The sequence below is a fragment of the Kitasatospora sp. NPDC048545 genome (assembly GCF_040651155.1).
Taxonomy (GTDB): domain Bacteria; phylum Actinomycetota; class Actinomycetes; order Streptomycetales; family Streptomycetaceae; genus Kitasatospora.
Window position 1 is genome coordinate 15244 of sequence record NZ_JBEZIQ010000088.1, and the last position, 12939, is coordinate 28182.

The 12939-nt window shown below is 71.0% G+C and carries 11 protein-coding genes; 10 read left to right on the forward strand and 1 reads right to left on the reverse strand.

Going from position 1 to position 12939, the window contains the following annotated elements:
• Positions 1 to 312: 312 nt before the first annotated feature.
• Positions 313 to 1131 (forward strand): helix-turn-helix transcriptional regulator, encoded by an 819-nt coding sequence (locus AB0D10_RS43230; protein WP_360267601.1) that lies wholly within the window; start codon positions 313 to 315, stop codon positions 1129 to 1131.
• 392 nt (positions 1132 to 1523) lie between these two features.
• Here the strand turns inward: AB0D10_RS43230 and AB0D10_RS43235 are convergent, their stop codons facing one another.
• Positions 1524 to 1949 carry a helix-turn-helix transcriptional regulator gene (locus tag AB0D10_RS43235; protein ID WP_360267604.1) on the reverse strand — a complete coding sequence of 142 codons (426 nt, stop codon included), beginning with the start codon at positions 1947 to 1949 and terminating at the stop codon, positions 1524 to 1526.
• 353 nt (positions 1950 to 2302) lie between these two features.
• On the opposite strand from AB0D10_RS43235, the gene AB0D10_RS43240 reads away from it, so the two are divergent.
• The 9 genes from AB0D10_RS43240 to AB0D10_RS43280 all read left to right on the forward strand — a co-directional run bounded on the left by AB0D10_RS43240 (position 2303) and on the right by AB0D10_RS43280 (position 12768).
• Positions 2303 to 2644, forward strand: a complete 342-nt coding sequence (locus AB0D10_RS43240; protein ID WP_360267607.1) for a hypothetical protein — start codon at positions 2303 to 2305, stop codon at positions 2642 to 2644.
• Positions 2645 to 2855: 211 nt separating this feature from the next.
• Positions 2856 to 4217 (forward strand): helix-turn-helix domain-containing protein, encoded by a 1362-nt coding sequence (locus AB0D10_RS43245; RefSeq protein ID WP_360267610.1) that lies wholly within the window; start codon positions 2856 to 2858, stop codon positions 4215 to 4217.
• Entirely contained in the window at positions 4217 to 5602 is a 1386-nt protein-coding gene (locus tag AB0D10_RS43250) for a DciA family protein (protein WP_360267613.1), read from the forward strand. The genes AB0D10_RS43245 and AB0D10_RS43250 overlap by 1 nt, the downstream gene beginning before the upstream one ends.
• On the forward strand, positions 5599 to 7011 hold the full coding sequence (locus AB0D10_RS43255; protein WP_360267616.1) for a DUF2637 domain-containing protein: 1413 nt from the start codon (positions 5599 to 5601) through the stop codon (positions 7009 to 7011). Before AB0D10_RS43250 ends, AB0D10_RS43255 begins: the two co-directional genes overlap by 4 nt.
• Positions 7012 to 7062: 51 nt before the next feature.
• The gene (locus AB0D10_RS43260; RefSeq protein ID WP_360267618.1) at positions 7063 to 7287 is read left to right on the forward strand and encodes a hypothetical protein; all 225 of its coding nucleotides are present in this window, start codon (positions 7063 to 7065) and stop codon (positions 7285 to 7287) included.
• A gap of 259 nt (positions 7288 to 7546) precedes the next feature.
• Positions 7547 to 7957, forward strand: a complete 411-nt coding sequence (gene mobC / locus AB0D10_RS43265; RefSeq protein WP_360267621.1) for a plasmid mobilization relaxosome protein MobC — start codon at positions 7547 to 7549, stop codon at positions 7955 to 7957.
• A complete protein-coding gene (locus AB0D10_RS43270; protein ID WP_360267623.1) occupies positions 7947 to 9677 on the forward strand; it encodes a mobilization protein in 1731 nt (576 codons plus the stop codon). Before mobC ends, AB0D10_RS43270 begins: the two co-directional genes overlap by 11 nt.
• A 1299-nt stretch (positions 9678 to 10976) precedes the next feature.
• The gene (locus tag AB0D10_RS43275) at positions 10977 to 12242 is read left to right on the forward strand and encodes an ATP-grasp domain-containing protein (protein ID WP_360267626.1); all 1266 of its coding nucleotides are present in this window, start codon (positions 10977 to 10979) and stop codon (positions 12240 to 12242) included.
• 124 nt (positions 12243 to 12366) lie between these two features.
• A complete protein-coding gene (locus AB0D10_RS43280; RefSeq protein WP_360267628.1) occupies positions 12367 to 12768 on the forward strand; it encodes a hypothetical protein in 402 nt (133 codons plus the stop codon).
• Positions 12769 to 12939: the final 171 nt, after the last annotated feature.

Sequence of the window (12939 nt, forward strand, 5' to 3'; positions counted from 1 at the left end):
GCAGTTCCGGAACTGACACTTCCGGAACTGGCACTTCCGGAATCAAGAGTTCGTGCTACGCGTATCGACTCCGCTGCGTTACCACCAGATCGGGTTGACGGAAGGTAATCAATTGACCCCAGGGGCCGTCGATACTGGAATCTGACAACCCATCGAGTTTGGGCCACATGATCGTCTTTTGCTGACGGTTCATCATCCGAAAACAAGCGCCGAAATCGTTTCGTTACATCGTTTCGACTTTGCCGTCGGTGTGGTGTTCGCCACAGGTTTCTGGTATGCCCGAGCGTCGATGGCTGCCTAGACTCGATGGTCATGAAGACCGACCACGAACGCCTTGCGGCCCGTGATGAGACGTTGGCGGGCATGGTGGAACGCTGGCGCCGGCGCCTGGATCCCAATGCGCTCCCGGGCCTGGTAAAGACGACTGGCTCCGCTCGCCGCACCACCGAAGTCTCGAAAAGCGAAATCGCCCGGTATACCGGCGTCAGTGCCCGCTGGTACAGCAAGCTCGAAAACGGCGAGGAAGCCAGCTTTTCCGAGGAGTTCCTGGATCGGCTCGCCTATACGCTGCGTCTGAACGACGCCGAGAAGCTCGCGCTGTTCCACCGGGCGATCGGGCGCGGACCCACTGAGCGCGGTGCGGAGCCGGACGCGATGGCGGCGATGGACAGCGACATGCAGCGCCTTCTCGCGAAGATGCTGCCGAACCCCGCCTACCTCTCCGACGTCGCCTGGAATGTCGTCGCCCACAACTCTCCCGACCGGGTGATGTATCCGTGGGTGTACAGCGGCAACATCATGAGGTGGAGCTTCCTCTACCCCGAGGCTCGCGAGCAGCTGGTCGACTGGAAGGAGGGCTGGGCCGTCCCCTTCCTAGCGCAGATCCGAACCGCGGCGGCGCAGCATCCTGACAACGACCAGCTCAAGGAGCTCGTACGGGACATCATGGAGGGCTGCCCCGAGGCGCAGGAGCTCTGGGATCGCCACGACTACTACGTCCACCCGGACGGCGACGTCAGGTACATGCGCATGCCCCACGGCGGCGACGACAAGGTGCCCTGTCGAATCATGGCGCTGGCCCCCCTGCGCAACACGAAGCTCCGCTTCATCGTCTCGTTCCACGGCGCCTGAACCGTCCTGGGCCGACTCGGCCGAGGCCGCCGGGATGCTGGAGACCTCAGCCCGCCGATGCTGCCAGCGAAAACGAGAGCAGCATCGGCAGGCCGCCTCGGGCACGTGACTGAAGTCGGCTCCGGTTAGTGCGAGGCTCCTCGGGGGCGCCCACCGGCTATCGCCGGCACCTCGGAGTCGGGGGGCATCGCGCCCGCCGGGGAGCGCATCGTGGACGGGTCCTCGGGGCATGGGGCCCGCGGTGGCCCCGTGCGCGGAGGATCTCGCCGTTGTCGCCAGGGGGCTAGGGGGCTAGGGGGTGCCGGGGGCGATTAAGCGAGGAAGTGCGGCCTATCTATGCGCATAGATAAGGTTGAAAAATAAACGACGAACCGGTTCTTCGTGCTCCGGTGTTACGCGGGGGGGATCGGGGGGAGTCCTTGGGACTCTCTCGCCATGTCGATCATCTCCGTGATGCGCGCCATGTTCTTCGCGCTGAGGCCCTGGCTGCGCAGCGCGATCGACTGGACGCCGGAATCCCGCATTGCGGTCGTCAGGTCGCGCTTGGCGAGCACCGTCTCCAGCTCCTCGTCGGGCACGACCCAGATCGTCGGAGGCGCGTCGAAGAACGATGAGATCGCAGTGAGGGTGTTGATCGTCGGGTTCACCCTGCCGCGGCCTCGCAGCTGCTTGATGGAGGACTCGCTGATGCCGGTGCCGGCCGCGACCTCGGCGATCGTGTACGGGCCGCGCCCCTCCGGGTGCCGGTGCTCGAAGAGATAGCCCAGCCGCGCTGCGATGCGCGCCGCCCCCGCGTCGGCGTCGATGTGCTCGGCCATCGCCGCTCCTCCCGTGTCAGATCGTCCCACGGGGACACTTTAGTGCCTGATCGTGCTCGCGCGCACATCTTGAGGGCAATCTATTGCCCACAGTCGGGGCATTTTGGTGTACGTTGATCGCGTCGAAGGGGCAATAAAGTGTCTGATTCCCGGTGGGTGCTGTTTGGTGCGCTCCTCCGGGGCGCTGACCGGCCCACTGGCCCGCTGGGCGGGCCGCCTCGGCCGTTCTCGTCGAGGGCCCGGGAGTTGGCGCTCCCGGGCTCCTCGCACCACGAGGACGTCGATCACGTCCGAAGATGACCGGCCTTCGTATCTCACCACGCAGCCGGGCTTCTCCAGCTCAGGAGTCTCCCATGTCCTCCTTCTCGCGTACAACCGTGGCGCCGACCCGGCCCGCCGGCGCTGAGATCGCCACCGCCCCCAGCTCCTTCATTGAGGCCCTCGCCAGCCTCCTTGCGCCGGACGCCGCCGTCGTACGGCTGGACCGCGGATCGCACGGATTCCCCCGCACGGCCAGCGCCTTCGACGCCCACCGGCAGCACGTGCCCCAGCCGCTCCCCGACCGGCAGATGGCGGCCCGCTGGATCGTCCAGCACTTCCCCGGCCTCGACCCGCACCTCGCCCACGAACTTGACCTCGCCACCGGCCGGCTGATCGCCGTGGCCGAGGACGAGTCCGTTGCCATGGCGGCCTGACCCAGGGCACTTCCCAGCAGCCTGACACCCGGCCCCGCCGCCCACCGACTGGCGCCGGCCGGCGGTCACCCCTGCCTCGACTCGCACGAGGTGGCTGCCACCAGCGTTGAGCGCGCCCTGCGCGCACCGCCGTCCGAATCCGCCGGCGCCGCGCCCGAACTGCGACAGCTCGTGGCGCCAGGCCGCCGTGCCCAGCTGAACCAGGACCTCCGTGCCCAGCTCCCTCCAGCCCGTCCGAGACGTCGAAGCGCCGGACGCGGAGAAGACGACGGGCGGCTCCGGCCTGCTCGTCCCCGATCCCGCTCAGTGGATCTCGACCACCTCCGGACGCATCGCGCCGGACCCGTACACCTGGCTGCAGGCCGTCCACTGGGTGCGCGACAGCCAGGCCCACACCCCGGCCCGCACCCACGGCCCCCGCTTCGGCAGCACCACGATCCGCATTGCCGAGCTGCTCGCCCAGCTCACCCCGTGCAGACCGGGCGTCGACTACCTCGTCCGGATGCTCCAGGTGTCCGAGCGCACCGTGCAGTACCACCTGTCGATCCTCCGGGAGTCCGGACTGCTCACCTACACCGTCAAGGGCACCCGCATACGCCAGGCCGCCGCCCGGGCAAGCGAGTTCGTCCGCACCATCCCCGCGAAGTTCGACGAGACCATCGGGTTGCGGACCAGTACGTCCCAGACGTTCATCCGCACTGTCGTCGGTGTCGTCTCCGACGAGAGCCGCCTCGTCCTCGCGCAGCTCGGCAAGAAGGCCGCGCGAACCGTGCGCCGCACCAAGCGTCGAGGCACCAGGAAGGCCGGCATCAACTCCTCTGCGAAGTCCTCCCGTTGCACCCCAATGGGGGCAGGTTCTGTTACGTCTTCTCCTGCAGCACCTACCAACAATCCCTCTGAGGGCGACCTCGGGAACGGGAAAGACCAGCAGGATCGACCGGGAAGGCGGACCCGCCGGAAGCTGAACGCGGTCGGCCGGCGCCACCAGCTGGCCCTCGAACTCGTCCGGCAGGTCCCGTGGCTCAGTGGCAGCCCGGTGGCCCGGATTGCCTGGGCCGTTCGCCACCTCGCGGACGCCGGGTGGACCGCCCACGAGGTCATCGCCGTCCTGGCCCAGCGGGCGCCCGCTCGCCGCGTCCACCGCCCGGTCGGCTTCCTGACCGCCCGCCTCGCCGGAGCCGAGCTGCTCTACGACACCCCGGCCAAGCGCAGCGCGATCGTCGCCTGGTGGCGCGACAGCCCGCAGGCAGCCAAGGAGCGCCACGCCGAATGGCAGGGCACCTGGAAGGCGCCGCGCAGCACTGCGGTCCAGCGCCTGTTCCGGGACGCCTGGACGAGAGCGACCCGCCGCCAGCCGCTGGTGGCCCTCGACGAGCAACCCACCAGCGAAGAGCACCGCGAGGTCCGGACCACCGCGTGGCGCCAGTACCTCACCGGAAGACCCGAACTTGTCACCTCCGCCCTGGCCCTGGCCGGCCGGGACCAGGCCGAGCAGATCTACGGGCGCGACCTCGTCGAGCGCGTCCTGCGCCTCCGCACCACCAGCAGCCACCTGAGAGCAGGAACCGCGTGATGAACCACAACGAGAACACCGGCATCGACCTCGCCCGCCTCGCCCTGCGCCGAGCCCGCGCCGACGCGAGTAAGCGCCCCGCCGGCGCGGCCAAGGCCCAGACCACCGGGCGCGCTACCGCCCCCCGGCGCGGTGGACTCGACCCCGTGGGGCTGGGAACGGCTCTGTCCGACCTGGTCACCCAGCACGCCTGGCAGGAGCCGCTGGCCGGCGGCGGACTGCTCGACCTCTGGCCGACGACCGTGGGCGACCTCGCCGACCACGTCGCCGCCGTCAGCTTCGACCACAAGAGCGGCCAGCTGGTCGTCCGCGCCACATCCCCTGCCTACGCCACCCACGTACGGGCCCTCGCCCCGGTACTCGTCGCGAAGATCAACCAGGCGCACGGAGAAACGATCCTGCACAGCATCCGCGTGCTGCGCGCGTACGGCACTGGGCCCGCTGAGAAGCCCCGCCAGCCTGGCGGGTACGACGGAGGTGCCGCCCAGGACGCCAAGATCAAGACCCGCGAGGACGCCTCGCCCGGATACCTGCACGCGCTCGCGCAGCTGCAGGCCAGCCGCCCGAGCGCGCCAGCCGATTCGAGGACGAGCCCGGCCGTCGACCGGCGGATCAGAACGCTGGCCAGAGAGGCGGCTCCCCGTCCCTCCGGCCCCGCACCCGCTAGGCGGTCGGCGCTAGCTCGACCGACCCAGCCCAACCCAGGCCGCGGCTTCGCCAGCCATCGCCTGACTCCGCTGGCCGCTCTATCCGGCACCAGCCCTTCCGACCGTCTCGTCCCGCGCCGCCGCAGAAGCGCCGATGCCGTGGGCCCTCCTCGGAAAGCACCGCACCCCGTGAGTACCGACACCCCTGCCCAGCCGATCCGGCTCGCCGCCCGGCGTCGCGACTACGCCTGGGCCAGCCGCGCCGCCTGCGCCGGCACCCCGAACCCTGAGTACTTCTACCCACTGCCCAGCCAGGTCGAGGAGACCCGGGAGGCCAAGAGGATCTGCGGCGGCTGCCCCGTGAAGGAGGACTGCCGCACCGAGGCCATGGAAATGACCGACCGCTGGGGCATCCGCGGCGGGCTGACCGAGGGCGAGCGCAAGACCCTGCACCGCCGGAACAGCGCCCACCGGTGGGAGGAACAGCGAGTTCTGAACGCCCTCAACGGGAGCCCCGGCCACCTGTCCAGGCTCGAACGCGAGTCCGTGACGATCGTCGCGGCCCTCCTCGACCTCGACCTGAACGTCTGGGCTCCGGTGCTGGGCGCCGACCGCAAGTACGCCCTTTACCTTCTTCGGCAGGCCCGCAAGACCTTGGACGAGCAGCCGCTGGCCGTGCTACGGGAGAAGCGCATCGCCGCCGAGTTCACGCCCGAGCCCGTGACGGTGGCGGCATGAGCGAGACCGGCGAAACGCTGACGGGGATGTCCCGGTGGGACAAGGCGGCGATAGGCGTCATGGGCGCGGTCGGCGGTGCCCTGAGCTATGACGCGTTGCAGCAGATGGCCGTCGCCATGCACGTTCGCCCGCAGCTCTCCTACCTCTTCCCTGTTGCCATCGACGGGTTCATCGCCTACGGGGTGCGGGCGCTGGTCGTGTTGAAGGAGGCGCCGCTGCGGGCCCGTGCCTACACCTGGTCGGTCTTCGGAGCCTCCACGGCCACCAGCGTCTGGGCCAACTGGACCCACGCCGTCCGGCTCAACGAAGCGACCGCGCAGGCGCCGGGCCTCCACCTGACCAACACCGCGGTCGGCGCCCTCAGCACCATCGCCCCGCTGGTCCTCGGCGGTGCGACCCACCTCTACATCGTCATATCCCGGCACGCCCCGGGACGGGGTGGCCAGGAGCCGTTGGCCGCCCCGGCACCGCAGCCGTCCCGCTTCACCCGCTGGTGGGTTCGCACCCGGGACCACGACTCCGCCCCGGGTGCCGAACCGAGGCGGATCGAGGAGCGAGGCCGGGACCGGGAGATCACCGCGGTCCCGACCGCCGCACCAGTTGTGCAGGCCGAGCCCGCCGCCCCGGAAGCTGTTCCCGTCCCTCCGGCTCCCGCCGTGACCAATCCCGGGACCACCCCACAGCAGGGGACCGTCCCCGCGGACGCGGTCCTCGGCGCCGGGACGGGACGGGAACCGACCCCGCAGGCCGTCTCGCCTGTCCCGGCCCCCTCGGCTGGTAGGGCTCCGGGGACCGTCCCGTCCGGGACCGAAGCCCCCGTCTCCGTCCCCACCCCGTCAGCGCCGAACCGAGGGACCGCGGAGCCCGCGCCTGATACGGAGGCCGGGCGCGATTCGGGACCGACCGAGGACAAGCCGGGCCTCCGTCCCGCCGCCGACGCCAGCGGACCCGCCCTCCCCGGGACGGCGGATTCAGCGGGCACTGCCGCACAGAGTGTCGGCCGAGCGGTCGCCGCCGGTCCCGAGGCGAAGACGGGGACCGTCCCCGCATCCGGACGGTCCGGGGACGGTCCCCGCCCGGAGGCCGCCGGTCCCGCCACGACACCGGTGGTCGTGGCGGCCCCAGCCCCCGTCCGGGCACAGGCTCCGGTCCCGGTCCCGCGTTCCGTCCCGGACCACAGCTCGACCCCGGCCGCTAACCGCCGACGGCAGCTGAGCAGCACCGAGTTGCAGGAGCTGGTCCCCATCGCCCGCAAGGCTGCCGCCGAGGCCGAGGGACGGCTGAACCGGGACGCCCTGCGCGCCGGCTTCAAGGCTCAGAACATCCCGATCAATAACGTCGCCCTCGGTCAACTGCTGCGCGAACTCAGGGAGATCGACGGGGGAAAACCACCGCCCGCCCGCCGCTGACCGCCCCTTTCTCACGCCGACCCGGCCGACAACCCACCGAAGGATTGCCACGTGACCGCCACGCACCGCTCCGATGCCGCCCTCACCGACGCACTGATGGGCCTGCTGCGCGACCAGCGAATCCTGTACTCCGCCGAAGGCGCGGGCGACGGCAGCTGGATCGTCCGCCGCTCGTCCCGGGGGCCGAAGTTCGTCCTGGAATCGCCGCTGGAAGCAATCGAGTACGCCCTGGACGTGCTCGTCGACACCCGCGCCGAACTCGAAGCGGCAGCGTGAAATAACCTGCTCCAAACCGGAGCTGATGCCGCGTTTGGTAGCTGGCGACTTGGCCCGTCGGCGCAGCAAGCTATCGCCTGGGGCAGCCCTACGGGCCGCCCCAGGCACTTGCCCTCGCCCCGAGGGGGCGAGGGACCTGGGGAGGAGCCGAGCGAGGGCGCCCGACTCCTCCCCACGATCCGGAGCGAGGGCGCTCCGGGAACAGAGGAGAGGAGAAACCACGACCACCGAACAACCCGAAGAAGCAAAAGCCCAGTTGATGCCAGCGCGTCGCCCACGCCGCCGCCACCGCGACGACCAGCAGCGCGCTCACCGCATCGTCGTCCGCTTCAACGAAGCCGAACGCGACGAAATCGCCGCAGCCGCCATCGCGCGCGAGCAGACCGTCTCCCGCTTCGTCGCCACCAGCACCCTCGCCGCCGCCCGCGGCCACCGCTCTGCCCGAGATCCGCAAGACCGCCTCGACCACGCCGTTGACGAACTTGCCGCCGCCCGCGCCCAGCTCGCCCGTGTCGGCAACAACCTGAACCAGGTGGCGTTCGGCCTCAACGCAGCCGGCTACGTCCAGCCGGCCGAGCTGGCCTCCACCCTCGGCGTTGTCCGCGCAGCGATCACGGTCGTCGACACCGCAGCAGCCAAGCTCGTGGCGGGTGGGCCGGTTGGTTCCTGACATCAGCCGCGGCTCGAAGACGTACGGGCTGCTCGCCTACCTCTACGGGCCGGGCAAGCACGACGAGCACTTCGACCCCCACATCGTCGCGTCCTGGGACGGGTTCGCCCCCGACCCCGGCCGCGACCCCTCGGCCAATCTCAAGCAGCTCGAACAGGTCCTGGACCTTCGGGTGAACCAACTCGGCAGCTGGCGACCGAAGAAGCACGTGTGGCACTGCCCGGTCAGCGCCGACCCCGGCGACCGGATCCTCACCGACGAGGAGTGGGCCGAAGTCGCCCGCCGCGTCGTCGCCGCCGCCGGCATCGCCGAGCCAGGCGACCCGGACGGCTGCCGCTGGATCGCCGTGCGCCACGACCCCCGCCACATCCACATCATGGCCACCACCGTGCGCGGCGACCTGCGCGGAGCCCGTCTTCACGGTGACGCCCAGCGCGCGCAGGACGAATGCCGCCGGATCGAGAAGGACCTCGGCCTCAAGCAGCTCAACCCCGGCGACAAGACAGCGGCCAAGCGCCCCACCAGCGCGGAGGCCCACAAGGCCGAGCGGCTCGGCCGCCCCGAGCCCGTGCGCCTCCAGCTGCGCGACAAGGTCCGCCAGGCCGTCGCGGGCGCCGCATCCGAGGCCGAGTTCTTCGCCAGGCTCACGTCCGTCGGCCTGCTGGTGAACCGCAAGGTCGGGCCGTCGGGCGCCGCGTTCGGCTACTCCGTCGCCCACCCTGACGACCGCAACGCCGTCGGCGAGCCGGTCTACTACGGCGGCTCGTCACTGGCCCCGGACCTCTCCCTGCCGCGGATCCGCAAACGACTGACCGCAGGACCGCTCGGCTACGGCGCCGGCGACGCCGACCTCGGCGACCAGGCCGCCGGGAAGAAGCGCACACCCGGCTCACGAGCAGCCCAGGCGCGCCGGGGCGCCGCCGCAGCAGTGGACGACGCCACCCGGACCGTCGACGAGAGCGACGACGAAGCGGCCTCCGCGCAGCTGGCCGGAGCGATCGAGATCATCGACGTGATCGCCGTCCGCGCGCCGACGGACACCAGGGCCCAACTTCTCGCGGCGGCACGGGCCTTTGAGCGGGCCTCCCGCTCGCACGTCCGGGCCGAGCGGGCCGACAACCGGGCCCTACGGTACGCGGCCCGGCAGATGCTCTCCAACGGCTACACCACCAACAGGGGTGAGGACGGCGGCGTCACCGCGATGCTGCTCTCCGCTCTCGTCCTCCTGGCCATCGCCGCCGCAAGGTGGCACTCCTCGCGCGGCCACGCCCAGCAGGCCGCCGCCGCGAACGCCGCCGCGCTCCAGCTGCGGACGGCGTACGCGACCGTCGCCGCCCGTCCGATGGCGGCGATGGCCGCCCAAGGCAGGGCCCTGCCGCCCGCCGTCCGCGACCGGCAGACGGCCGTGATCCGAGAGCAACTGGCCGGAGTCGACGAGGTCACCGGGGAGGAGGAAGGCCGGGACGCCCTCGCGGCAACCCTCGCCGAAGCCGAAGCGGCCGGCCACGACCCCGCAGCCCTCCTTGAGGAAGCCCGGAGCTGGCGTGAGCTCGGCAGTGCCGACTCCGTCACCGCCGTCATGGTCTGGCGGGTGCGAAGGCTGGCCGACCTGCCCGCCAGCCCGGCCAACAGGACGACGCACCCGCGCCTGGGACCGGGCGTCCGCGCCGACCAGCCCGGCAGCGCGCCGAAGGCCCCCCACCGCCGTCCGGGCCGGTAATAGGGGAAGGGGCCACGACCCGCGTCACGGGATACCGTAGGCGAGCCCTGAGAAGCAGCAACGAGGACGCCCCCGCGATGGGGCGTCCTCGTTGCTTTCCGGGCGCTCCAGGCCATGCTCGCGGAGGGCGCGATCAAATCCTCCATGTGTTCGATTGATCTCCCAGGGTTATCGTTGCACGTAATCGAACATATGTCCGATGATGGTTCCATGAGTACCGCCTCCCTGTACCTGCCGCCGGCCACGCGCTCCCTCGGGAACGAGCTGGGCGACGCAGTGCCGGCCCCGCGGGACCTCATGGATGGGCCCGGCCGCTCATGGCGGGCAGAGCCCCAATGGACGCAGGCCCAGATCAGGATCGGCGGACACTGGAGGCAGGCCAGGGTCGAGCGGTGGCGGCTGCGCGTCGGCAGCATCCGGTGGGTCGCCCAGATCACCTGGCAAGCAGATACCGGTCAGCGGGTCGGCGGGTGGTACGTCCTCGGTCCCGGAACGGCGCTGTCGGCAGTCGGAGCGCGCACTCGAACAGACTTGAGATGAGCGCATCGCCGCCGCGCCCCCCGTCCCGTCCAGCCGGTCGCGAACGGTCCTCCGGGCGTTCGACGGGGCGGACTCGTCCGTTCGACCCGTTCGGCGTACCTCTTCCGATCTGGGCAGCGGACTGGAGGGACGCCCAGGAGCTGTCGCCGACGGCGGTCAGCCAGCTTGCCGGCCAGCGCATCCGATCGGACTCCCTGGCCGTCTGGGTCCGCCGCGGCGGGCGCTGGTGGCCGGTGGTGCTGACCGCCTGGTGCCAATTCGAACAACGCCGCTGGGCGGCCCGGCTGCGCGGACCGGACGGCGCGGAGATCTGGGTGGCGTACCGCGCGGTCTCGCTGCAACCGATCCAGGCGCCGCCCCCGGATGCCTGGCCCGACCTGCCTGGAAGTCGAAGCTGATCTCGGCGGCCGGCCCAGCGGTGCGGAGCGTGCTACCACAAGATCGGCCGAATGCGTTCGGCCGATCAGCGCCGAAGCTGGTGACCCGCCCGCCGACGGATGCGATCGACGCTGCGTCGGCGGGCGCGCCAACGTCCGACGCAGCAACAGGAGACCTCCGTGCGAACCGATCTGGTCCCTGCGGCGCGACGCCGTCCACGGCCCAAGCGGGTGAACCAAGCCCGAGGCCGATCACACAGGTCCACGCCGCCGCGACCCTCCCGAGCGGCCGGCGCAGCTGACGAGCCAACCCCGGCTGCCTGAACTTGCGCTCCCCGGCCGCCCCGACGACTCAACCGACCAACACGCCCGAAGGACCTGCATGACGTCTGCCGTCCACCCGACCACCTCCGATTCGCCCGAACCGAGCGCGGTGCTCCTGGTCATCGGTTCGGGCTGCCAGCCGTATCGCGAGAACACCCTGGCCTCCATCGCCTCCCGTCACCCGCTCGCCCTGCTGACTCCCGACGAACCGACCTGGCAGCGCCCGTACCTGCTCGACCACGAGATCGCCGACACCCGCGACCTCATGGCCGTGCGCGCCGCCGCCGCCCGCCTGGCCGAACGCCACACCATCGCGGGCGTGCTCACCTGGGACGAGTACGCATTGCTGCCCGCGGCTCACCTCGTCGCCGACCTCGCCCTGCCCGGCCAGTCCTCCGCCACCGCCGCGGCCTGCCGCAACAAGGCCGCATCCCGGGCTGTATGGGCAGCCGAAGGAGTCCCTTCCGCCCAGTCGATCCGGGTCACCTCGCCCAAAACCGCGGCCACTGCCGCCCGCCGGATCGGGTACCCCCTCGTCCTCAAGCCCTCCGCCCACGCCGGCTCCATAGGCGTGATCAAGGTCCTGGCACCCACGGACCTCCCCGCTGCCTACGCCTACGCCTCCGCGCGCACCATCGGTCAGGGCGAGGACGGCTCCGGAGTCCTCGTGGAGGAGTACCTCGACGGCCCCGAGCTCTCGGTGGAGTGCGTCACCTCCCACGGCATCACCACCGCCGTGGCCGTCACCCGCACCCAGCTGCGCGGCGAGCCGCTGTTCCAGGTGCTCGACCACGTCGTCGAAGCCGGCGACCCGCTGCTGCGCGAGGCCGGTCCGGTCGCCGAGGCCGCCCTGGACGCGCTCGGTGTCAACGCGGGCATCTCCCACGTCGAAATGCGGCTCACGGCCACCGGCCCCCGCCTGATCGAGGTCAACGCCCGCATAGCCGGGGACGCCATCGACCAGCTGGTCCACCTCGCCACCGGCGTCGACCTGGCCGCGGCAGCAGCCGACATCGCCCTCGGCCGCGAGCCCGAACTCACCCCGACCCGCCAGCGCGCGGCCGGCATCCGCTTCGTCAGCCCGGCTACCTCCGGCACGGTCCACCGTGCCCAAGCCCGCCCTGAACTCGGCCAGCCGCACTGGCTGGAGCGCCTGGGCTGGGAGCAGCAGCCTGGGGACGCGGTCCTCCTTCCCCCCGAGGGAGACCCCGCCACCGCACGACTTGCCCACCTTGTCGTCACCGGGACCGACTCCGCCGAGGTCTACGAGCACCTGGCTCACGCCGCCGGTCTGCTCGACACAGCCGTCGAACCGCCAAGCTGACCCCGTGCGCGCCGAGAGCCCACCTACATTGGTGGTCACGGTTCGGCCACTTTCCCAGAAAACGGGAATAGAGGTGATCTGGTATCGGTTATAACGACCCTCTCCGTGACGAAAGGGCTCCCACTTGACCGACTCGCCGAGACGCGACCTCAACTCTAACGACCCGGCCGACCTGCCCCCGCTGGCGGATGTCGAACTGCACATCCCCGACTACCCGGTGGCGGTCCCCGAGCCCGCACCCGGCGGAGCTCTGATCCGGGCGGTCCCGTACCTCGACGAGCTGAACCCCAAGGGCTTCGTGATCACCTGCCCCGAGTGCAAGGCCCGCCGCGACTGGCTGCTGCTGGAGACCCGGAACATGGTGTTCGTGCGGTGCCGATGCGGCGCCGAGTGGCGCGAGGGGGAGGTGGATGTGGAGTTCTTCGAGGAGAACTTCGCCTATCCGGAACGGTCGTGGCAGGACGCCGGCGACGCGATGGTCGCGCTCGGCTTCTCCGGCGAGTTCCGCGGGATCTATTTCAACTGAGCCCCGGCGCGGCGGGCTCACCCGTCCGGCAGGGCTTCGGAGCCCAAGCCGGTTCGTGCACTTGCCTGGCTAGGGAACGCCGAAGGGCGGTGCGGCACGAGGACGAACCCCTCGTGCCGCGGGGGCTGCGGCATGGTGTCGCTGCCGCCCTCGGAGTTGTGCGGGGTGAGC

Excerpts from the sequence above, each read along its gene's own strand:
- AB0D10_RS43230 (WP_360267601.1), top strand. The coding sequence starts at position 313 with ATGAAGACCGACCACGAACGCCTTGCGGCCCGTGATGAGACGTTGGCG.
- AB0D10_RS43235 (WP_360267604.1), bottom strand. The coding sequence starts at position 1,949 with ATGGCCGAGCACATCGACGCCGACGCGGGGGCGGCGCGCATCGCAGCG.
- AB0D10_RS43240 (WP_360267607.1), top strand. The coding sequence starts at position 2,303 with ATGTCCTCCTTCTCGCGTACAACCGTGGCGCCGACCCGGCCCGCCGGC.
- AB0D10_RS43250 (WP_360267613.1), top strand. The coding sequence starts at position 4,217 with ATGAACCACAACGAGAACACCGGCATCGACCTCGCCCGCCTCGCCCTG.
- AB0D10_RS43255 (WP_360267616.1), top strand. The coding sequence starts at position 5,599 with ATGAGCGAGACCGGCGAAACGCTGACGGGGATGTCCCGGTGGGACAAG.
- mobC (WP_360267621.1), top strand. The coding sequence starts at position 7,547 with ATGCCAGCGCGTCGCCCACGCCGCCGCCACCGCGACGACCAGCAGCGC.
- AB0D10_RS43275 (WP_360267626.1), top strand. The coding sequence starts at position 10,977 with ATGACGTCTGCCGTCCACCCGACCACCTCCGATTCGCCCGAACCGAGC.